This is a genomic window from Mycobacterium sp. 3-98 (assembly GCF_035918355.1).
Lineage (GTDB): Bacteria > Actinomycetota > Actinomycetes > Mycobacteriales > Mycobacteriaceae > Mycobacterium > Mycobacterium intracellulare.
Genome location: NZ_CP142360.1, coordinates 4,948,430 through 4,970,078 on the forward strand (window position 1 = coordinate 4,948,430; position 21,649 = coordinate 4,970,078).

General features: G+C 67.0%; 19 protein-coding genes, 1 tRNA gene and 1 pseudogene. 11 read left to right on the forward strand and 10 right to left on the reverse strand.

Annotated elements, in window-relative coordinates; all coding sequences use genetic code 11:
* Positions 1–14 precede the first annotated feature (14 nt).
* The 4 genes and pseudogenes from pstA to pstS (QGN30_RS23100) all read right to left on the reverse strand — a co-directional run bounded on the left by pstA (position 15) and on the right by pstS (QGN30_RS23100) (position 4,442).
* Entirely contained in the window at positions 15–917 is a 903-nt protein-coding gene (gene pstA / locus QGN30_RS23085) for a phosphate ABC transporter permease PstA (RefSeq protein ID WP_008253952.1), read from the reverse strand.
* A 48-nt stretch (positions 918–965) separates the two neighbouring features.
* Entirely contained in the window at positions 966–1,964 is a 999-nt protein-coding gene (pstC, locus tag QGN30_RS23090) for a phosphate ABC transporter permease subunit PstC (protein WP_014379265.1), read from the reverse strand.
* A gap of 6 nt (positions 1,965–1,970) precedes the next feature.
* Positions 1,971–3,083 (reverse strand): phosphate ABC transporter substrate-binding protein PstS, encoded by a 1,113-nt coding sequence (pstS, locus tag QGN30_RS23095; protein WP_038535128.1) that lies wholly within the window; start codon positions 3,081–3,083, stop codon positions 1,971–1,973.
* 253 nt (positions 3,084–3,336) lie between these two features.
* Positions 3,337–4,442 (reverse strand): annotated as a pseudogene (pstS, locus tag QGN30_RS23100) (phosphate ABC transporter substrate-binding protein PstS).
* Positions 4,443–4,680: 238 nt separating this feature from the next.
* Between pstS (QGN30_RS23100) and QGN30_RS23105 the strand changes: the two are divergent.
* From QGN30_RS23105 to QGN30_RS23135, 7 genes are all read left to right on the forward strand, one after another.
* Positions 4,681–5,472: an SDR family oxidoreductase gene (locus tag QGN30_RS23105; protein ID WP_038535125.1), complete on the forward strand. Its 792-nt coding sequence runs from the start codon at positions 4,681–4,683 to the stop codon at positions 5,470–5,472.
* A gap of 24 nt (positions 5,473–5,496) precedes the next feature.
* A complete protein-coding gene (locus QGN30_RS23110) occupies positions 5,497–6,573 on the forward strand; it encodes an NAD(P)H-dependent amine dehydrogenase family protein (RefSeq protein ID WP_014383902.1) in 1,077 nt (358 codons plus the stop codon).
* 95 nt (positions 6,574–6,668) lie between these two features.
* Entirely contained in the window at positions 6,669–7,895 is a 1,227-nt protein-coding gene (locus tag QGN30_RS23115; RefSeq protein WP_008253939.1) for an Nramp family divalent metal transporter, read from the forward strand.
* Positions 7,896–8,975, forward strand: coding sequence for a poly-gamma-glutamate hydrolase family protein (locus QGN30_RS23120; protein WP_095562466.1), 1,080 nt, complete (start codon positions 7,896–7,898; stop codon positions 8,973–8,975). It begins immediately after the preceding gene.
* 8 nt (positions 8,976–8,983) lie between these two features.
* Entirely contained in the window at positions 8,984–9,808 is an 825-nt protein-coding gene (locus QGN30_RS23125) for an LLM class F420-dependent oxidoreductase (RefSeq protein WP_038535120.1), read from the forward strand.
* Positions 9,809–9,856: 48 nt separating this feature from the next.
* Positions 9,857–9,929: transfer RNA gene (locus tag QGN30_RS23130), tRNA-Arg, on the forward strand.
* Positions 9,930–10,067: 138 nt separating this feature from the next.
* The gene (locus QGN30_RS23135; protein WP_080749690.1) at positions 10,068–10,460 is read left to right on the forward strand and encodes a hypothetical protein; all 393 of its coding nucleotides are present in this window, start codon (positions 10,068–10,070) and stop codon (positions 10,458–10,460) included.
* A gap of 27 nt (positions 10,461–10,487) precedes the next feature.
* On the opposite strand, the gene QGN30_RS23140 is transcribed toward QGN30_RS23135, so the two are convergent.
* Positions 10,488–11,864, reverse strand: a complete 1,377-nt coding sequence (locus QGN30_RS23140; protein ID WP_038535118.1) for a PPE family protein — start codon at positions 11,862–11,864, stop codon at positions 10,488–10,490.
* 35 nt (positions 11,865–11,899) lie between these two features.
* Positions 11,900–13,129 (reverse strand): PPE family protein, encoded by a 1,230-nt coding sequence (locus QGN30_RS23145; RefSeq protein WP_198347157.1) that lies wholly within the window; start codon positions 13,127–13,129, stop codon positions 11,900–11,902.
* A gap of 889 nt (positions 13,130–14,018) precedes the next feature.
* Here QGN30_RS23145 and QGN30_RS23150 point away from each other — a divergent pair.
* Positions 14,019–14,234, forward strand: a complete 216-nt coding sequence (locus QGN30_RS23150) for a hypothetical protein (protein ID WP_080587915.1) — start codon at positions 14,019–14,021, stop codon at positions 14,232–14,234.
* A gap of 45 nt (positions 14,235–14,279) precedes the next feature.
* Here QGN30_RS23150 and QGN30_RS23155 read toward each other — a convergent pair whose 3' ends face one another.
* Together QGN30_RS23155 and QGN30_RS23160 are read right to left on the reverse strand one after the other, a co-directional pair.
* The gene (locus tag QGN30_RS23155; RefSeq protein ID WP_026071406.1) at positions 14,280–14,660 is read right to left on the reverse strand and encodes a hypothetical protein; all 381 of its coding nucleotides are present in this window, start codon (positions 14,658–14,660) and stop codon (positions 14,280–14,282) included.
* Positions 14,661–14,708: 48 nt separating this feature from the next.
* Positions 14,709–16,238 carry a DUF4185 domain-containing protein gene (locus tag QGN30_RS23160; RefSeq protein ID WP_014381863.1) on the reverse strand — a complete coding sequence of 510 codons (1,530 nt, stop codon included), beginning with the start codon at positions 16,236–16,238 and terminating at the stop codon, positions 14,709–14,711.
* 859 nt (positions 16,239–17,097) lie between these two features.
* On the opposite strand from QGN30_RS23160, the gene QGN30_RS23165 reads away from it, so the two are divergent.
* The 3 genes from QGN30_RS23165 to QGN30_RS23175 are packed head-to-tail and all read left to right on the forward strand — an operon-like array spanning position 17,098 to position 20,334.
* Positions 17,098–18,318 (forward strand): acetyl-CoA acetyltransferase, encoded by a 1,221-nt coding sequence (locus QGN30_RS23165; RefSeq protein WP_009957327.1) that lies wholly within the window; start codon positions 17,098–17,100, stop codon positions 18,316–18,318.
* A 1-nt stretch (position 18,319) separates the two neighbouring features.
* Positions 18,320–19,846 carry a carotenoid oxygenase family protein gene (locus tag QGN30_RS23170; protein ID WP_014381862.1) on the forward strand — a complete coding sequence of 509 codons (1,527 nt, stop codon included), beginning with the start codon at positions 18,320–18,322 and terminating at the stop codon, positions 19,844–19,846.
* Positions 19,846–20,334, forward strand: coding sequence for a VOC family protein (locus tag QGN30_RS23175; protein ID WP_008253915.1), 489 nt, complete (start codon positions 19,846–19,848; stop codon positions 20,332–20,334). The genes QGN30_RS23170 and QGN30_RS23175 overlap by 1 nt, the downstream gene beginning before the upstream one ends.
* Positions 20,335–20,338: 4 nt before the next feature.
* Here the strand turns inward: QGN30_RS23175 and QGN30_RS23180 are convergent, their stop codons facing one another.
* Both QGN30_RS23180 and QGN30_RS23185 read right to left on the reverse strand, forming a co-directional pair.
* Positions 20,339–20,773 carry a hypothetical protein gene (locus QGN30_RS23180; RefSeq protein WP_008253914.1) on the reverse strand — a complete coding sequence of 145 codons (435 nt, stop codon included), beginning with the start codon at positions 20,771–20,773 and terminating at the stop codon, positions 20,339–20,341.
* A gap of 73 nt (positions 20,774–20,846) precedes the next feature.
* Complete coding sequence (locus QGN30_RS23185) at positions 20,847–21,617, reverse strand: VOC family protein (protein WP_008253913.1); 771 nt, start codon at positions 21,615–21,617, stop codon at positions 20,847–20,849.
* Positions 21,618–21,649: the final 32 nt, after the last annotated feature.

Below are 21,649 nucleotides of genomic sequence, written 5' to 3' on the forward strand. Positions count from 1 at the left end.
CCGACGCGCCTCGGTCAGCGTTTGCGGGTCGCCAGAAATCGGGTGGCCGCGGCGACGACGTTGATCACGGCGACCATGATGATGAGCGTCAGCGCCGCACCCCAGATCCGCAGGAATCCGGCGTGTTCGGGGTTGGTGAGCTCGGTGTAGATCAGCAGCGGCAGCGAGGCCATGTTGCCGTGGAAGATGTCGAAGTTGATCGACCTGCTGTAGCCGACCAGCACCAGCACCGGCGCGGTTTCGCCGATCACCCGCGCGATGGACAACAAGATGCCCGAGACGATGCCGGGCATCGCGATCGGAAAGACGATCGAAACGATGGTCTTCCATTTCGGCACACCCAGCGCGTAGCTGGCCTCGCGCAGGTCGTCGGGCACCAGCCGCAGCATTTCCTCGGCGGAGCGCACCACCACCGGCAGCATCAGCAACACCAGCGCGAGCGACACCGCAAAAGAGCTCTGCTGGAAGCCCAGGGTGGCGATCCAGAGGCTGAAGATGAACAGGGCCGCGACGATCGAGGGGACCCCGGCCAGCACGTCGACCATGAACGTGGTCAGCCGCACCAGGCGGCCAGAACCGTATTCGACGAGGAAGACCGCGGTCATCAGGCCCAGCGGCACGGCCAGCACGGCGGCCACCCCGGCCTGCACCAGCGTCCCGTACAGCGCGTGATAGACGCCGCCGAGGAACTGTTCGGGCAGCACGCCGCGCAGCGAATGGGTCCACCACCCCGACCGGGTCACGGCGTACCAGCCCCGTGCGACCACGATCGACAGCACCCAGAACAGCGGCACCAGCGCGATGAGGAACGAGGTGAGAAAGAAGATCGTCGCGGCGCCGTTGGTGATCCGCCGCCGGAAGCTGAGCGGCCTGAACACCTCGGCCTTGACCGGCCGGTCGAGCGCGTCAACCGTCATGAGCGCCGCTTCTCCTCATCGCTCCGCCCTGCATCGTCGCGGCGCGCGTCATCCGTTGACCTTGCCGCCGGCGATCGCGCGGGCCAGCGCGTTGACGATAAACGTCAGCACGAACAGGGCGAATCCCGCCGAAATGTACGCCCCGGTGGGCAGCGGTGCGCTGAACTCCGCGGCCGCCGACGCGATCTTGGAGGCAAACGTGTAGCCACCGTCGAACAGCGACCAATTCCCCGGGCGGGCGGCCGAACGCAGAATGATCAGCACCGCCACGGTCTCGCCCAGCGCGCGTCCCAACCCCAGCATCGAGGCGGCGATGACGCCGCTGCGGCCGAACGGCAGCACGGTCATCCGCACCACCTCCCACTTGGTGGCGCCCAGCGCCTGCGCCGCTTCCATCTGGATGTGGGGGGTCTGCCGAAACACCTCGCGCGAGACCGAAGTGACGATCGGCAGGATCATCACCGAGAGCACGACGCCGGCGGTGAAGATGGTGCCGCCGCCGGCTAACGACACGTTGCCCTGTTTGAACAGGAAAAACCATCCGAGGTGCCGATTGAGAAACGCCGCGACCGGCTCGAGCCGGGGGGCCAGGACGAAGATTCCCCAGAGCCCGAAGATGATCGACGGCACCGCGGCCAGCAGGTCCACCACCGCGCCGAACGGGCGCCCCAGCCGCTTCGGCGCGTATTGGGTGAGGAACACGGCGATACCGACCGCGATGGGCACGGACAGCACCAGCGCGGTGAGCGAACTGAGCACCGTGACCATGAGCAGGTCACGGATGCCGAAGGCCAGGTTGTGGGGGTTGCTGGTGCTGAACTCGGCGCTGGTGAAGAAGTTTGCGTGATTGACGCGCAACGACGGCAGGGCGCGCAGCAACAGGAACACCGCGATCAACAGGATGGCGACCACGATCGTGGAACCAGCGGCCGCGGCGACCAGCTTGAAGATCCGGTCGCCCCGCCGCGACACGCGTGCATTCAGCGCCGTTGATGCCGGTTTTTCCGCGGTCGACGGGCTGGTTGCTGTTCCTCGTGTCACGACCACCTCAGGTTATGTGATGGCGTTGATCGAAGAAGACAGCCTCGCCTTGAACGCGTCGGGGATCGGAATGTAGCCATTGTCGGCCAGGCCATTTTGCCCGGCGCCGATGGTGCTTTGCAGGAATCCCTTCACCGCCGCACCGACCCCGGAGTCGGGGTACTTCGAGCACACGATCTCGTAGGTCGCCAGCACGATCGGGTAGGAACCGGCCTGCTTGGGTTTGTAGAACGACAGCGTGTCGAGCACCAGGTCGTTGCCCTGGCCGGAGATTTTGGCCCCAGCAATCGTCTTGCCCACCGATTCGGCGCTGATCGACACCGCGTCCGGGCCGGCCGAGGTGATGATCTTGGCCATGTTCAGTTTCTGTGCCTGGGCAAACGACCATTCGTTATAGGTGATGGATCCTTCGGTGGCCTTGATCGCCGCCGACGTGCCGTCGTTGCCCTTGGCTCCCTCACCGACGCCGCCCTTGAAGGTCTTTCCGGCGCCCTTGCCCCATGCTCCGTCCGCGGCGGCGTCGAGATATTTCTGGAAATTGTCGGTGGTGCCGGACTCGTCGTTGCGGAAGACGACGTGAATCGGCACGTCGGGCAATGTGGCACCGGGGTTGAGGGCCTGAATCGCGGGGTCGTTCCACGTTGTGATCGAGCCGTTGAAGATTTTGGCGGCCGTGGGGCCGTCGAGGCTGAGCGAGTTCAGGCCCGTCACGTTGTAGGTGATGGCGATCGGGCCGAAAACGACCGGCAGATTCCAGGCCGGCGAACCGCACCGCTGCTGCGCGGCGGCGTATTCGTTGGCCGCCAGCGGCGAGTCAGAACCACCGAAATCCGTTTGGTTGCCGTTAAATTCGCTGATTCCCGCACCGGATCCGTTGGCCGTGTAGTTCAGCGTCTGGCCGGGGCAGGCCTGCTCGAACGCGTTGACAAAGCGGGTCATCGCGTTGGCCTGGGCCGTCGACCCGCTGGCCTTGAGGGCCTTCTTCCCGCCACAATTCACCTTGCCCGACGACGAGCCGGCCGGCCCACTGGCGCCGGACCCGTTGTTGTCGCTGCCGCACCCCGACAACGCCAGCGCAGTAACGCTCAAGGCACTCAGCACGGCGCCAAATCGGTTGAGTTTCAATTCGCTTCCTCACGGTAGGGATGAAACATGATCGCGGCCGGTCAGTTAACCGTAGCGCGCCGACCAGCCGGTATCGCGGCCACGAACGTAACAGTAACAATTGAACGTTGAGCAAACTTTTCGGCGATCACCGCTGAACGCGTCGGCGGGCCGTCGCGACGTCGGCCGCAGCACACCGCGACGTCGCTTGGCCGGTGTTCGTCAGCAAAGGCCCCACCCGGCCCTCCGAGGGGCCGCCGACTGGTTGCTGACATCACGCGATGGCGTTGATCGCATCCGACAGCCGGGACTTGAACGACTCCGGCACCGGGATATACCCGTTGTCCACCAAGCCATTCTGGCCGGCACCGATGGTGCTTTGCAGGAACGCCTTTACGGCCGCGCCGACCTGCGGGTCGGGATACTTCGAACAAACAATCTCGTAGGTCGCCAACACGATCGGGTAGGAACCGGGCCGGGTCGGCTTGTAGAACGAGAAGGTGTCCACCACCAAGTCGTTTCCCTGCCCGGTGAGGGTGGCACCGGAGATCGTTTTCCCGACCGATCCGGCGCTGATGCCCACCGCCTCGGGCCCGGCCGAGGTGACGATCCTGGCCATCGTCAGCTTCTGCGCCAGACCGAACGACCATTCGTTGTAGGTGACCGATCCTTCGGTCGCCCGGACGGCCGCCGACGTACCGCCGTTGCCGTCGGCGCCCTGCCCGACCCCACCGTGGAACGTCTTCCCGATGCCCTTGTCCCACACGCCGTCGGACGCGGAGTCCAGGTATTTCTGGAAATTGTCGGTGGTGCCGGACTCGTCGCCGCGGAACACGACACGGATGGGCTCGGCGGGCAGCGCGGTACCCGGGTTCAGCGCTGCGATCGCCGGGTCGTCCCAGGCGGTGATGGCGCCCTTGAAGATTTGGCGGCGGTGGGCCCGTCGAGGATCAGCGAGCTGACGCCCCTGACGTTGTAGGTGATCGCGATCGGGCCGAAGACCACGGGCAGATTCCACGCCGGCGAACCGCATCGGGTCTGCGCCGCGAAGTATTCGATCGGGGCCAACGGTGAATCCGAACCCGCGAAATCGATTTGGTTTCCGGTGAATTGGCCGATTCCCGCGCCGGAGCCATTGGGTGTGTAATTCAGCGTCTGACCGGGGCAAGCGTGCTCGAAGGCGCCGGAGAATCGGGTCATCGCGTTGGCCTGGGCGCTCGAGCCCGCCGCCGTCAGGGCCTGCTTGCCGCCGCAATTGACCACGCCCGACGCGCCCGCCCCGGTTCCCCGGGCCGTGCTGTCGTGGAATCCGCATCCCGACAACACCAGCGCACCGGCTGTCAGGAGGCCCAGCACAGCACCAAAACGGTTGCGTCCCAAGTCGCTTCCTCACGGTAAGGACCACAAAGATCGGCGTCACCGAGCTAACCGCACCAAGGTGAACGACGGGCAAATGGTGTGGCAACGCGCGCAACGTCACCGGCGCCGGGCCGCCGCCCCGACCGCCGCATCGGAACCCGCCCCGGATAGAAAAATAGAACTTGTTCTAGAAATGCCTTATCCGCGCCGCCGCGGCTTGCTACCGTGTCGCCTGACACCGAAACGAAGAGAGGCCGCCATGATCCTTGACAGGTTCCGTCTCGACGACAAAGTCGCCGTCATCACCGGTGCAGGCCGCGGCCTCGGGGCGGCCATCGCGCTGGCGTTCGCCGAGGCAGGCGCCGACGTCCTCATCGCCTCGCGAACCGAATCCCAACTAGAGGCCGTCGCCGGACAGGTCCGCGCCGCCGGGCGCCGCGCCCACGTCGTGGCCGCCGACCTGGCGCATCCGGAATCCACCGCCGAGCTGGCCGGCCAGGCCGTCGAGGCATTTGGGAAACTAGACATCGTCGTCAACAACGTCGGGGGAACCATGCCCAACACGTTGTTGACGACCTCGACGAAGGATCTCAAAGACGCCTTCACCTTCAACGTCGGCACCGCCCACGCGCTCACAGTGGCTGCGGTGCCGTTGATGCTCGAGCACTCCGGCGGCGGCAGCATCATCAACATCACCTCGACCATGGGCCGGCTGGCCGGACGTGGCTTCGCGGCCTACGGCACCGCCAAGGCCGCGCTGTCCCACTACACCCGGCTGACCGCCCTGGACCTGTGCCCACGGATTCGGGTCAACGCGATCGCGCCGGGATCGATCCTCACCTCGGCGCTGGACGTGGTCGCCTCCAACGACGAGCTGCGGTCTCCGATGGAGAAGGCCACCCCGATGCGCCGGCTGGGCGATCCGGTCGACATTGCCGCTGCGGCAGTCTATCTGGCGTCTCCCGCCGGCAACTTCCTGACCGGCAAGACCCTCGAGGTCGACGGCGGCCTCACCTTCCCCAATCTCGACATCCCCGTCCCGGACCTGTGACCCACGACCGCTAAGGAGCACGTCATGCCCATCCCCGTCGTCCAACTGGGCACCGGCAACGTCGGTATCCACGCGCTGCGCGCGCTCATCACCAATCCGGAGTTCGACCTGAAAGGCGTGTGGGTGTCGTCCGACGCCAAGGCGGGCAAGGACGCCGCCGAGCTCGCCGGGCTTGCGGAGGCGACGGGGGTGCTCGCCAGCACCGACCTGGACGCCGTGCTCGCCACCGGGCCGCAGTGCGCAGTGTACAACGCGCTGGCCGACAACCGGTTGCCCGAGGCGCTCGAGGATTACCGGCGCGTGCTGGCGGCCGGGATCAATATCGTCGGCAGCGGCCCCGTCTTCTTGCAGTATCCGTGGCAGGTGATCCCCGAGGAGCTGATCAAGCCGCTGGAAGACGCAGCGCGCGAAGGCAATTCAAGCCTCTACGTCAACGGCATCGACCCGGGCTTCGCCAACGACCTGCTGCCCCTGGCGCTGGCCGGCACCTGCCAGAGCATCCAGCAGATCCGGTGCATGGAGATCGTCGACTACGCCACCTATGACAGTGCGGCGGTCATGTTCGACGTCATGGGATTCGGCAAGCCACTCGACGAAATTCCCATGTTGCTGCAGCCCGGTGTGCTCAGCCTGGCGTGGGGCTCGGTGATCCGGCAAATGGCGGCGGGCCTTGGCATTTCGCTCGACGAGGTCACCCAGTCGCACGTGCGCGTACCCGCCCCGGAGGACTTCGACATCGCCTCGGGCCATATCGCCAAGGGCACCGCCGCGGCGCTGCGCTTCGAGGTGTTCGGCATGGTCAACGGCGATCCCGTCGTCGTCCTCGAACACGTCACCCGGCTGCGCGAGGACCTGTGCCCGGACTGGCCGCAACCCGCACAGGAGGGTGGCTCCTACCGCATCGAGGTCACCGGCGAGCCGTCGTACGCCATGGACATCTGCCTGAGCAGCCGCAAGGGCGATCACAACCACGCCGGGCTGGTGGCCACCGCGATGCGAGTCGTCAACGCGATTCCCGCGGTGGTGGCCGCCGATCCGGGAATCGTCACCACGCTCGACTTGCCGCTGATCACCGGCAAGGGGCTCTACCGTCCGGCCTGAGCCTGGACGGCACGAAACACCGCGGCCGCTGGGCAGCCCGACGGGATGTTCGACTAACCTCACTTTCTTATTCGGTGAAGTGAATCGAGGTCACGTTGGCGCAGCGCACCCAGGGCTCGCTCAAGGGCAACTGGTATCTGCTCGGGCCCGCGTTCGTCGCCGCGATCGCCTACGTCGACCCCGGAAACGTCGCGGCCAACGTCAGCGCCGGCTCACAGTACGGCTACCTGCTGTTGTGGGTGATCGTCGCGGCCAACGTCCTCGCGGGCCTGGTGCAGTACCTGTCGGCCAAGCTCGGGCTGGTCACCGGGCGATCGTTGCCGGCCGCTCTGGGCAAGCGGATGAGCAGCCCACTGCGGCTGGTGTATTGGGCGCAGGCCGAACTCGTGGCGATCGCCACCGACGCCGCCGAAGTCGTCGGCGGGGCCATCGCCCTACACATCCTGTTCGGCTTGCCGCTGATGGTCGGCGGGCTCATCACCGGCGTGGTGGCCTTGCTGTTGCTGGGCATTCAGGATCGGCGCGGACAGATCATCTTCGAGCGGGTCATCACCGGCTTGCTGCTGGTCATCGCGATCGGGTTCGCGGCGAGCTTCTTCGTCAAGACCGCGCCGCCCCACGACGTGCTGGGCGGCCTGGTGCCGAGGTTCCGCGGCACCGAGAGTGTGCTGCTGGCCGCCGCCATCCTGGGGGCCACCGTCATGCCGCATGCGGTGTACATGCATTCGGGCCTGGTCCTGGACCGGCACGGCCATCCCGACCACGGATCGCATCGCCGCCTGCTGCTGCGGATCACCCGCTGGGACGTCGTCCTGGCGATGGCGGTGGCGGGCACGGTGAACGCCGCGATGCTGCTGGTCGCCGCGATCAACCTGCAGGACCGCAACGTGAGCGCCTCCATCGAGGGCGCCTATTCCGCCATCCACAACACGCTGGGCGCGACCATCGCGGTGCTGTTCGCGATCGGTCTGCTCGCGTCCGGGCTGGCGTCCTCGTCGGTGGGCGCCTACGCGGGCGCCATGATCATGCAGGGGCTGCTGCACCGGTCGATCCCGATGGTGGCGCGCCGCCTGATCACCCTGTGCCCCGCCCTGGTGATCCTGGCGGTCGGGTTCGACCCCACCCGCGCGCTGGTGCTGTCCCAGGTGGTGCTGTCGTTCGGCATTCCGTTTGCGGTGCTGCCTCTGATCAAGCTGACCAGCAACCGCGAGCTGATGGGCGACGACGCCAACCACCGCATCACGACGATTCTTGGCTGGGGCGTCGGCATATTGATTAGTCTGCTTAACATGGTGCTCGTCTGGCTGACGGTGACCGGCTGAATGCCGGCCCTGCGTCATCTGTACTTCGCATACGGCTCGAACCTATGCGTACGGCAGATGGCGCGCCGCTGTCCCGACGCCGCCGATCCGCGGCCCGCGGTCCTCGCCGATCACGACTGGCTGATCAACCAGCGAGGCGTGGCCACCGTCGAGCCGCTGGCCGGGAACCAGGTGCATGGGGTGCTCTGGCAGATCTCCGACGGCGACCTGGCGACCTTGGACAGCGCCGAGGGTGTGCCGGTGCGCTACCGGCGCGACCGGCTGACCGTGCACACCGATGACGGGCCGTCACCGGCCTGGGTCTACATCGACCACCGGGTGACGCCGGGGCCTCCCCGCCCGGGTTACCTGCCCACCATCATCGACGGTGCCGCGCAGCACGGGCTGCCCCCACGCTGGCTCGAGTTCTTGCGCCGCTGGGATCCGGCCGGCTGGCCGCGCCCGAAATCGTCGGCGGCGTGCGGGCCTGGGCCGCAGTCGTTTTCGGCGTTGCTGAGCGAGCCCGGGGTGGCCGAGAGCTGCCAATTGCGGTCGCGTTTCGGATTTTTGGCGATCCACGGCGGCGGACTGGAAGAGATGACCGACATGATCGCCGAGCGCGCCGCCGAGGCCGCCGGTGCGTCCGTCTATGTGGTGCGTCATCCCGACCACTACCCGCATCACCTGCCGTCGGCCCTGTTCGATCCGGCCGAGTCGCCACGGCTGGCCGCCTTCCTCGACCATGTCGACGTCGCGGTGTCGCTGCACGGCTATGGCCGCGACGGGCGCAGCACACAGCTGCTGGCCGGTGGTCGCAACCGGGAGCTGGCCGCCCATTTGGCCCGCCACATCCGGCTGACCGGCTATCAGGTGATCACCGACCTCGACGACGTGCCACCGGAATTGCGCGGGCTGCACCCGCGGAACCCGGTGAACCGGGTGCGTCAGGGCGGAACCCAGCTGGAGCTCTCGGCGCGGGTCCGCGGGATCAGCCCGCGCAGCCCGCTGCCCGGCGATGACGGTTTGTCGTCGGTCACCAGCGCGCTGATCCAAGGGCTGGCCGAGGCCGCTCGTCGTTGGTCTATGTCGTCGGATCGCTAAAACGGAGGTTGTTGGTGGCCAAGGATTTTCGCTTCGGAATGAGCATGCGGTTCTTCAAGTCCCGCGAGGCGCTGCTCGACAAGGCCAAGCGGGCTGAAGACGCCGGTTTCGACATTCTTTGTGTGCCGGACCATTTGGGCGCGGCGGCGCCCTTCCCGACGCTGACCGCGGTCGCGATGGTCACCACCACGCTGAAGCTGAGCATGTATGTGCTCAACTCCGCCTTCTACAAGCCGGCCCTGCTCAGCCGGGACATGCAGGCCCTCGATCTGCTCAGCGACGGCCGCCTCGAGATCGGGCTGGGCACCGGCTACGTCCGCGAAGAGTTCGAAGCCGCCGAAATCCCCTATCCCAGCGCCGGTGCCCGCGTCGACTACCTCGAACACATGACGAAGTACCTGAAGGAACACCACCCGTCGACGCCGCTCATCATCGCCGGCAACGGCGACCGGGTGCTGACCATCGCCGCCCGCAACGCCGACATCATCGGCCTGACCGGCTCCAAGGTGCGCGCGGTCGAGGACCCGTTCGCCGAACGTGTCGATTTCGTCCGCAACGCCGCGGGGGATCGCTTCGACGCCCTGGAGCTGAATCTGGCGATCACGGCGATGCCGCGGGTCGGCGAGACCGAGCCGGACCTGAAGCTGACCCGCAGCTACGCGCCGGACCTGTCCGATGAGGAGATCCTGTCCCAGCCCTCGGTGCTCAGCGGTTCCCCCCGCGAAATCGCCGACACGTTGATCGCGTACCGCGACAAGTACGGTGTCTCATCCTTCACCGTGCAGGACAACAACATCGAGAACTTCTCGAAGGTGATCGCCGAACTGCGCTGACGCCGTGGCCCTCGGGTTTTGATCCAGCCCGGTAAGCTCAGGCCGTCCGCCCTCGTAGCTCAGGGGATAGAGCACGGCTCTCCTAAAGCCGGTGTCGCAGGTTCGAATCCTGCCGGGGGCACTTTTGTTGTATGACGTCGGTTGATGCGTGTCGTTTCGCTTTCGGGATGCTTGACGGTGTTTCGGCTGATGCTTGACAGCTACTTCGGCTGATCCTTGACACTCCCTAGATGAGGGAGTTGAGGACGAGGATGGTCTTATGACCACTGCACCGAACAGCGCCCTCATCCCCACATTCGCCGCACTGCGATTCGCCACCGGTGTCGCCGCATGGGCTGTACCGGCGAGGGCGGCGCGTCTGTTTGGGCTCGCTTCCGCGAGACAGCAGCCATTCATTACTCAGTTGTTCGGGTCTCGCGAACTGACGCTGGCGCTCGCGGTCACGGACCCGTCACAGCAGCTGCGCACCCGGGCGTTGCAACTGGGGCTGCTCACCGACGCACTGGACATCGTTGCAGCACTCCGCGGCGTCCAACGCCAGACCTTGCCGCCAGCCGGCGCAATCGTTACCGGGGGTGGCGCAGCGCTGTTTCTTGGCTTAGGCCTTGCTGCGTTGGCCAATCAACAACGCGCAAATGCTTCAACGGGATAAGCCGGTGGTGAGTTAGGCCCCTTCTCACTAGCCCCACGTTGCCCGTGGCGGTGTGACCTTGGACTTGTCGGCCGAGGACAAGTGCACCGCGTGGACACCCGGCTTCTTCGACAGCTGATCCAAAAGGCTTTCCAGGTGCGCCTTGTCGGTGTGCCAGTGCTGAACAGACTCCGGCGCCTCCTGCAGTTCCGCCAGGACCGTCTTCAGTTTGTCCGGGGTCTTGTCGTCGTTGTCCGACGAGCGGCGGCCCAATCCCCGGGTGGGGCTTGCGGCGACCGCGCGGGGCACCGCACCACCCAGCGCTCCACCGGCCAGGCCCGCCAAGCCCATCTGACCGAGGGCACCGGCGCCGGCCGCGACCGCCGGCGTGGCACCCGCGCTGGTGTACTCCAACACGGTGGCGGCCAGCTTGACCGCGGGACTGGCCACGGCCCAGCTCGGCGGTACTGACAACGCCCCCGCCAGACCCGCATTGCCGAGACCTGCGGTCACCGCAGACGCGCCAACGGCTCCTACGGCCGGGGTGCTCGAACCCAGCGAAGCGAACAGCGGCCCTTCGAGTTCGACGGCGGTGTCACCCCACGTCCGTGCCGTTGCCACCAGGCCCAAACTGAGGCTCAGCAACGTGTCGTTGACCGGGCGGATGCCTTTGGTGACGAACTCGATGTTCGCGGCGATCTTCGCCAACGGCGTGGAATTCAAGTTGTTCAACCATGTCGCCAATGACGACGGATCGGCCGCCGGCAATGCGGAAGGCGACGCGAAGCTTTGCAGCGTTCGGGGGGTCGACGACATCAGCTGCGACAAGGCCGACTGCGCGTTGGCAGGCGCCGTACCGGCGGCTTGGGCGACCGCGCCTGATTGGCCGGCTCCTCCCGCTGGGTTCGTGGTTTGCGGTGGCGCGTTGAAGGGCTCCAATTGCGCAGCGATCGCCGAAGATCCGGCGTAGCCGTACATCGCGGCGGCGTCTTGCGCCCACATCTGTGCGTACTCCGCCTCGGTGGCCGCGATCGCGGCGGTGTTCTGCCCGAGAAGGTTCGTCGCCACCAGCGACGCCAGCCGGCCGCGGTTCTCCGCGATCGCCACCGGGGGCACCGTCGCGGTGAACGCGGCCTCGTACGCCGCCGCGGCCGCTCTGGCTCGCGAGGCGGCCTGTTCGGCCTGAGCGGCGGTCGTGCTCATCCACGCCGCATACGGCGCGGCCGCACCGGCCATGGTCAGCGAGGACGGCCCCTGCCAACCGCTGGTCAAGTTCGAGATCACCGACTCATACGACGTCGCCGCAGAGTGCAGTTGGGCGGCCAACCCATCCCATGCCGACGCCGCGGCCAACATTGAGCCTGCGCCTTCACCGGCGTACATTCGACCAGAGTTGATCTCCGGCGGAAATGCTCCGAAATCCATTGTTACTCCTTGTTCTTCGCGATAAATAGTGCGTGCTATTCCTGCGGGTCGTCTGCGTTGATGACGATGATCGTGGCCGTGGTCGCGGCGCGCCCGAAACCGGCGCCGATGCCCGATGCCCGCGCGGAGCCACCGCCGGTGGCGGCCATGGCGCGCCCGACCAGACCCGACGCGGCCATGCTGGAGAACAGCGATCCCTCTCCTTCGGCCGCGAGGGCCGAAGGAGCGCCGGCAAAAGCGGTTTGTGGAATCACCGTGGCGACCGGCCGGATCTCCGGGGCGGCCGCCGCCCATCCCGGCGGCACCGACAAGCGCCCGACGACGCCGGCACGACCGATGCCCGGCGACATTCCGGTTCCAGCGGCTCTCGGCGAGCTCACCATTTGCGTCCCCGAATTGGCCTCACCGCCCAACCGCCCCAGCGCCGACCGGTCCCGGTCCAGCCTTTGCCGGGCACTGTTCACATTCGCCACGTTTTGGGGCACCAGGTAGTTTTCGACGCCCAGCAGATACGGGCTGCCCCCGATGCCGAACAATGACACCGGACCCAACGGGCCCGTGAGCGCCGAGTCGAATGCTGACAGCAGCGATGGTGGATCGGCGGCGGCGGCAGGCGTTGTCAGGGTCTGCAACGATTGCGGCACGGCCGACATCAGTTGCGGGAGAGCCGATTCCGTGTTCGTCGCGACCGAGCCGCCGGTGGCCTGCGCGACGGCGGCGGCCTGTCCCGCGGTCCCGGCCGGATTGGTGCTACGCGGCGGCGGGGCGAATGGCGTCACCTGCGCGGCGGCCGCCGAGGCACCGGCGTAGCCGTACATCGCCGCGGCATCCTGGGCCCACATCTCGGCGTACTGGGCCTCGGTGGCCATGATCGCCGGGGTGTTCTGACCCAGAAAATTGGTCGCGATCAGCGCCATCAACTGCGCCCGATTGGCCGCGATGACCGGTGGCGGCACCGTCGCGAGGAACGCCGCCTCGTACGCGACCACCGCCGCCCTCGCCTGGCTGGCGGTCTGCTCGGCCTGGGCGGCGGTCGCACTCATCCATGCCGCATACGGCGCCGCCGCGGCGGCCATTATGCTCGATGAAGGACCGCGCCACCCGGCGGTCAGGTTCGAGATCACCGACTCGTAAGACGCTGCGGCGGCGTGCAACTGGGCTGCGAGTCCGTCCCAGGCCGCGGCGGCGGCCAGCATCGGCCCCGCCCCGGGGCCAGAGTACATTCGACCGGAGTTGACCTCCGGCGGCATCACTCCGAAATCCATTGCTATACCTCATAACTCGTTGCGGGACGCCCGAGGGCGACGTGAGTCGACCGCTGCATCGCCTGAATGATTTGATGAACTTCTGTAACCGCGCCCTATAGACGCGCGACTCGGCCGGATCGTGAGAGCGGTTATCCGCTGCGGCCCCGGCGATGTCCCGTTAGCGTTGTAGCGCAGGCTGATTCAACGACGGGAACATGCATCCCACGGCAGAGCTGACATGCCTAGTACCGATGCCGCGACCAGATACGTTGCCGCGGTGTGAACTTGCTAGCTGGACACCGGTGTGCGCATCATCGGCGTGACGAAGCGACGCCAACCGTCGTCGACATGACGGTCAAAGCCGAAGGCTAGGAACCCCGGTTGCGCCACGGGCGGTGCCGCCGACGCTGCAGATAGGACTCGACGCGGCGGTTGTGCGTATTGGCGATGATTTCAATTGCGCGCCAGCTGTCTTGGCGTGTTTGCTCACGGGCGACCGAGGCGAGGCACAGCCGCATCCGCCCGAGCGGGCGGCCGGCCAAGGGGGTAAAACTGCGCGGGGCGATTGGACAAGCGCTCACCGCCGTCGATGACGGCGAACCCTCATCGACATATCTCATCGCGGTGCTCCTGCTTGCATATCAGATAAATGACAGACCACGATCGTACTTATTCCGGTCAGGCCGTGTCCAGTTTGCGTTCACGCCATACCGGCAGGTCGGCGCGCGTCCGCACCTGCGCAAACCCGCTCACGACCCCCACCAGAGCGGCACCCCGAAAAGCCCAGAGCAAATGCAATCAAGTCCCACAAAGCGCAGGAATGCGGACTACCATCGATACCGTGCGCGTAAGGGAAGAAACGTAGCGACCGTCGCTTCGTTGGGGCATAGCACTTGCCGGGCCTGCGATGCGGAAGCTAGTCGCCACACAGATGGCCGTTGGGGCTTTAATGCTCAGCGGGGCGATCGCACACGCTGAGGACCAGCCGCCACCGCCTCCTCCCGCCCCTTCGTTCTACGCACCGAAGTGCCTGAGTTTCGATCCCAATCCGCCGGCGCACTGGAACTACCTGCCGTGCGGATGGACAACGGATGGCAAGCGGTGGATTCCGCTGCCTCCGTAGCTGATACCGCGTGACCTCGCCCCGCGAAATTCCCTCAGCCGCTGACTAACTGGCCTTGAGGTGTCCGCCTCCCCGGCAGCTAACGCCGCAGACGCCCGCATCCCCCCGGGCGTCTGCGAGCGAAAGCGCCTGGTCAATCGGGAGCCCGCTGCAATCCAAACCGTTGACCACCAGGCCCAGACTGATGGCGCCGTCCGCGCGGGCGCTCTCGATGCACACCTCGATGTCTCGGAGCCCCGGCCTGCCCACGGTCCAATAATCCGGGCGGTGCCCATCGAACACCGTGTGATCGTCCGCGCCGTCACCGCTCTCCCGCAGTTCGCCCGCCGATGAGACAGGCACGTCGTCGGGTAACGCGGCCGCGGCGAGAGGAGTGAGCGGATCAGCAAGACCGCAACAGTTGTCGTGATACTCCAAGGCGATCATCATCGCCCTCCTCTCACCAGACCATCGTATCTTCGACGGCGACGTTTCCTACGGCAACACGGTGTGCATCAGCATCACGTCGTACGCCGACCACAGCGACAGGTTGAAGTACAGGTCCCGTCCCGACGACCAGGGATGGATCATCGGCGCATAGATGCCGCCGGGCATCTGGAACGAGGACACCAGCGGTTGCGGGGGACTCCACGGCCCCTGCGGCGCCGGCGCGGTCCGTGCGATGACGTCGTTGCTGCCGCCGTCGGTGTAGAGGACCAGGTATTGCTTGAGGTAACTGTTGTACTGGGCCGACATTTCGCCCACCGGCGCCGGGAAGATCGGCGTCGCCGCACCCGGATTGTTCGGGACCCAACGACCGCCCTCGTCGCCGTTCCAGTATTGGTACTTGGTCAGGTCCGGCAATTGGTTCGGTGGAACCCGCGAGAGGAAGGCCGCGCCGCCGCGACCCGACGGCGTCCCGAACTGGTAGATGTAGCCGTCCTTGCCCTTCAAGAACGCGCCCATCTGGAAGTTCTCGTTTCCAGGCGTAAACCCGGCTCCCGGAATGGCATCCGCGGACGCCGTGCGGATCGTGGTGGGGAAGATCCCCCAGTTCTGGCCGTTGTCGTTGGACCGCGCGATCGCCGAATAGTTCGTTGTCCATTCGCCGTCACGGCCCCACTGGCGGATGGACATGTAGCTCATGTACTGGGTTCTGCCCATCGACATCGCCCCGGTCGGAATGATTCCCGTCTCGTGCGCGGCCTTGTGGATGGTGTTGACGACCTGTTTGGAGAGCCCGGGCGCCCACACCGGCGAGCCGGAATACTTGTCGTTCGGCACGCCGTCGGCGATGTGGATTCCCTTGGACAGATCGCGATCGTTGCTGCGGAACAGGGTGTTGTAGCGCCACTGCTGGCCGTGCACCTTGCAGTAGCCGAAGGTGTCACCGAAGGCCATCAGCACCTGGCGGTTGACGGGATCGCCGTTGTCCCAGGCAATCCCGAGGTCGGTGCCGGAGATGCCGAACCGTTGCAGCGTTTTGTTGGGGCCGTCCGGCCCGGTGACCCAGTCGACGAGGGACGTCGGAGCGCCCGCGATCGACGGAGGCGGCGGGCCCGGCTCGGGTTGCGGCTGCGGCACCGGGGCGGCGTTCGGCCGTAGCGGGTTGGCGTTCGGCAGTTGCGGGACCGCGGGCGGGTTGGGAGCCGGAGGCAGGACCTCGGCTTGCTGTTGCAGCGGCGCGGAGGGTCCGGGTCCCGGCGTCGGCCCCTCGGCTCGCGGATGGACCGGCGCGGAGTAGCGCTGCCCCGGCGTCGCCGGCTTGAGCAACGAGGAGATCAGCGGACCCAGCCTCGGCAGCGGCGCCTGGTCATTCGTGTGACTGGGCCTGCGCCCGGTCGGCGGCTGCACGACCGGCTGAGGCGCGGGCATCGCCGGCTGCGCGGCGGGAGGGTCGACGTTTGCCTCGGGGGCACCGCATGGCGTGGCGTGGGCGGTAGGCGCGGGCCCCACCACGAGGACGAATCCGACAGCGGCCGCCGACGCCATCGATAGCGACACACTTCGAAGAATCGCCGACATGTAACACCTTTCGAGGGGTAGGACACCGCGCTGACGTCCGTAGTTGGCTCATGTGACGATAGTGATCTGCGGGGCATATGTGACCAACGATGAACCGATAGGTATGCATCCGTGACCGTGTCGCAACGCGGCAGTCGCCGCCCCGACTTCCCTCGCGTGGCATTAGCTGGAAGCAATATGTAAGCTGCTAATCGGCGTTTCTGATTTTGCCAACGCTGCCACTGGCTGGGTCAGGTATCGACCCGGAAGATGTCACGATGGACCGCAGACCGACCCGCCCCGGGGGGTGAGCCCGCCCCGGGCCTTCCACCCGGTCGCCAAGAGCCGGTCGCGTCCTCACAAGTGGCCGCCTGCCCCCGCGGGGTCGTCGCCGGCCGGGGGTGGACGTCGCGGCTACTTTGCTGGGACGGCCGCAAAACGAACGGCCGACGGGTGCGCATATCGGCTTACACCGCAGCCTCGCGCGACGCCACGATGCGGGGTGGCCGCTTCGCGGTGGGACTGGCCGCACGACGGCGCAACCCCACCACATCGCCGCAGCTCAGACTTCCGGCCGACCGCCTGCCCGAGTGCCCCGCGCGCACCCGGAAAAGGTGAATCGACGTTAACCGGACCCGGCGCCGTCGGCGGCCCGGCATCAACGAGACGTCAAATAGATTGAGGCCGCATGTTTGTCGGCACCGCTGGGGGGCAATGATCCAACAGTAGGCGAGTGCGTCGGCCGGCCTTCGCGCCCGCCTAGGTCCCGTCGGTTCAGCCCGAGAGCCGACGGGGCCGCCCTCTTTGGACCGCCCAGGGACCCGCGCCGGCCCGCCGATAGGCCCTCAACAACCGCCCCGCCCGGGAGTACCGTCGGCGTATGGATCGCTCCTCCGGTGTGTGGATTCTCGGCGGTTACCAAAGCGATTTTGCTCGCAACCTCACCAGGGAAGGCCACGACTTCGCCGCGCTGACCGCCGAGGTCGTCGACGCGACGCTGGCAACGGCCAAGCTGGACGCGGCCGGCATCGAAGTGGTGCACGTCGGCAACGCCTTCGGCGAGATGTTCGCCCGGCAGGGCCACCTCGGGGCGATGCCCGCCACGGTCTGCGACGGCCTCTGGGACACCCCGGCGTCGCGCCACGAAGCCGCCTGCGCTTCCGGCAGCGTGGCGGCGCTGGCGGCGATGGCCGATCTGCGGTCGGGCGCCTACGACACCGCGCTGGTAGTGGGCATCGAGCTCGAGAAAACGGTCCCGGGCGACACCGCCGCGCAGCATCTGGGGGCCGCGGCATGGACCGGTCACGAGGGGGCCGACGCGCGCTACCTGTGGCCGTCCATGTTCGCCCGGGTGGCCGACGAGTACGACCGCCGGTACGGACTGGACGACGCGCACCTGCGGGCCATCGCCCAGCTCAACTTCGCCAACGCCCGCCGCAACCCCAACGCCCAGACCCGCGGGTGGACCGTCGCCGATCCCATCACCGACGACGACGACGCCAACCCGATCACCGAGGGCCGGCTGCGACGCTTCGACTGCAGCCAAATGACCGACGGCGGCGCGGGATTGGTGCTCGTCAACGACGCCTACCTGCGCAACCACCCCGACGCGCGCCCGATCGGCCGGATCGAGGGCTGGGGTCATCGCACCGTCGGGCTGGGGCTGCAGCAGAAACTGGACCGTGCCGGCGACGATCTCTACGTGTTGCCGCATGTGCGGGCGGCGGTGCTCGACGCGCTGCGCCGGGCGGGGCGCGGCCTCGACGACATCGACGGGTTCGAGGTGCACGACTGCTTCACTCCCAGCGAGTACTTGGCCATCGACCACATCGGGTTGACCGGCCCGGGCGAGTCATGGAAGGCGATCGAAAACGGCGAGATCGAGATCGGGGGGAGGCTGCCGATCAATCCCAGCGGCGGGTTGATCGGTGGCGGGCATCCGGTGGGCGCCTCCGGGGTGCGGATGCTGCTCGACGCGGCCAAGCAGGTCAGCGGCGCCGCCGGCGACTATCAGGTCGACGGTGCGCAAACCTTCGGGACCCTCAATTTCGGCGGCAGCACCGCCACCACCGTGAGTTTCGTTGTCAGCAAAGGCGGTTGAGATGGACTTGCCAAAAGATATAGCGATCGTCGGCAAGTTCCTGTCCACCCTTCCCGAGGACGACGACCACCCCTACCGGACGGGCCCGTGGCGTCCCCAGACCACCGAGTGGGACGCCGACGACCTGGCCGCGGTCGAGGGTGAGATCCCGGGCGACCTGGACGGCGTCTATCTGCGCAACACCGAGAACCCGCTGCACCCCGCGTTCAAGACCTATCACCCCTTCGACGGCGACGGCATGCTGCACGTGGTCGGCTTCCGCGACGGAAAGGCCTTCTACCGCAACCGTTTTATCCGCACCGACGGATTCCTGGCCGAGAACGAGGCCGGCGGGCCGCTGTGGCCGGGGCTGGCCGAGCCCGTGCAACTGGCGCAGGGCCCGCAAGGCTGGGGCGCGCGAACGCGGATGAAGGACGCGTCGAGCACCGACGTCATCGTGCATCGCGGCGTCGCGCTGAGCAGTTTCTACCAGTGCGGCGACCTGTACCGAATCGACCCGTATTCGGGTGACACGCTCGGCAAGGAGTCCTGGAACGGGCGCTTCCCGACCGCGTGGGGCGTGTCCGCACACCCCAAGGTAGACAACGCAACCGGTGAACTGCTGTTCTTCAACTACAGCAAGCAAGACCCGTACATGCATTACGGTGTCGTCGACGAGCGCAACGAACTGACTCACTACGTCGACATCCCGCTGCCCGGTCCGCGCCTCCCCCACGACATGGCGTTCACCGAAAACTACGCCATTCTCAACGATTTCCCGTTGTTCTGGGATCCTCAGCTGCTCGAGCACGACGTGCACCTGCCGCGCTTCCACCCCGACATCCCGTCGCGGTTCGCGGTGATCCCGCGCCGCGGCGGGACCGAGGACATTCGCTGGTTCGAGGCCGACCCCACGTTCGTGCTGCACTTCACCAACGCCTACGAGGATGGCGACGAGATCGTGCTCGACGGCTTCTTCGAAGGCGACCCGTCCCCGCTCGATACCGGTGGAACCAAGTGGGACAAACTGTTCCGCTTCTTAGCCCTGGATCGCCTGCAGGCACGCCTGCACCGGTGGCGTTTCAACCTGGTCACCGGCGAGGTGCGCGAAGAGCGGCTCTTCGAATCCGTCACCGAGTTCGGCACCATCAACCCCGGCTACGCGGCCGCCGACTACCGCTACGTCTATGCGGCCACGGGCAAGCCGGGTTGGTTCCTGTTCGACGGCCTGGTCAAACACGACCTGCGCACCGGAACCGAGGAGCGGTTCTCGTTCGGGGACGGCGTCTACGGCAGCGAGACCGCGATGGCACCGCGCGTCGGCGGCACCGGCGAAGACGACGGCTACCTGATCACGCTCACCACCGATATGAATACCGACGCCTCGTATTGCCTCGTGTTCGACGCCACCCGCCCCGGCGACGGGCCGGTGTGCAAACTCCCACTGCCGGAACGGATTTCCAGCGGCACCCACTCGACCTGGGCGCCCGGCTCCGAGCTGCGCCGCTGGGACACCGCCGAGTCCGCCGCGGACGCGATCGGACTGTGATGAGCACCGACCAGCACAAGCACCACCGCACGACGCACTGGCCGCCGCAGTTGGCCCCCATCGGCGGCATCCGCTTCGCGCGCCGCTCCTCGCACTTCGCGGAAACGGTGCGGTTCTACCGCGACCTCGTCGGCCTGCCGCTCTACGAGACGTTCGAGGACAGCTACGGCAGCAACGGCGCGATCTTCGGGCTCCCCAGCTGGAACCTCACCATGGAGATCGTGCAGGCCGCCGACGACGTCGCGGTGGACCCCCATGAACAGCTCTGTCTTTATTTTCCGAACCCCCAAGCACAACGAGCCGCACTCGCGCGCCTGCACGACGCGGGCGTCGAACCCGTCGACCAGCACCCGTACTGGGCGGCCACGGGCGCGATCACCTATCGGGATCCCGACGGGCGCGAGATCGTATTCGCGCCCTTCGTGTTCGGCGTCAACGAGCCCGACACCAGCGCCGCTTCGGGGAAGCACGAGTTCCCGTCGGCGTGAGGGCTCAGCGCCGCGGCCGTCCCGAGGCCAACGCCGAGATCACCGCCACGATCGAGCACGCTGCGGCGCACACCGCGCCGCCCGCACCGACGTAGAGGCCGTATTCGGCCGACACCGGCGGGTTGACGTTGAGCTTGTAGTACCACACCGTCAGCGCCACGATCAACAGCGAAATCAGCAGCGCCGCAACCGAAGCGAGCTTCACCGACAATCCTCGGCCCATCATTGCGCCGGCCACCAGCAGGGTCGAGGCCAGCAGCACGATGAGCTGGCCGGCGCCGAACCCCGGGGGCAGTTCCAAGTTGCCGTGGGCGCCTCCGATGGCGTTGGCCCAGCCCCCGCCGTTGACCGCCGTCCTCAGCCACGGCAGCCACGCGCTGGCCGAAACCACCACGGCGAAAAACGCCACCAGCCAACCGGGGCGCAGTCGGCGAGTCATGGTAGCGAGGTTAACCGACTCCGCCGCCGGTCCGCGGCACCGAGCGTCGTCCTAGCGTGGCGGCGCTCGTCGGCTAGGCCTGCAGCGATGACAGGTTGAACGGGGCGCCCGTCGGATCGGTCGCGGCGGCCAGCCGTCCATACGGGGTGTCCTCGGCGTCGCGCACCACAGCGCCGCCGTTGTCGACGATCACTCGCAGGGTCTTGTCGACGTCCTCGGCGCCGAAGAAGGTCACCCAGTTCGACGGGACGGCCTCGGGTAGCAGCGAGGCGCCGTCCATCACGCCGAGCAATTGCTCGTCGCCGAACCACGCTGTGGTGTAGCGGAATTCGTCGGTATCGGACTCGGATTCGGTACGCCAGCCGAGGACGTCGCGGTAGAAGTCGAGGGCCGCACCGTAGTCGCGGGTGGTCAGCTGATGCCAGACGGGGGCGCCGGCCGCTCCGATGATCTCGAAACCGCGGTGCTGCAGCGGCTGCCACAAACCGAACGTCGCGCCGGCGGGGTCGGTCGCCAGGCCCATATGGCCCTTGGCGGGCACCTCCATCGCCATGCAGACCGAACCGCCCGCCCCGGTCACCGCGGCCAGCGTGGTCTGGATGTCGGCGGTGTGGAAATAGGTAACCCAGCGGTCCGGCGCCTCGGCCCCGGCCCGGTTGGCCATGATCCCGGCGACGGGGTGGCCGCCCTTGGCTGCGTTGACATATCCGCCGTACTCGGGCCCGGCGGATTCGAACGTCCAGCCGAAGACCGTGCCGTAGAAATCCTGGGCGCGGGCGACGTCGGACGTGGTCAGATCGATCCAGCATGGGGCGCCCAGCGGGGCGCTGTCACGAATAGGCATGGTGACCTCCTGATGATGTGTCCCCGGAAGAA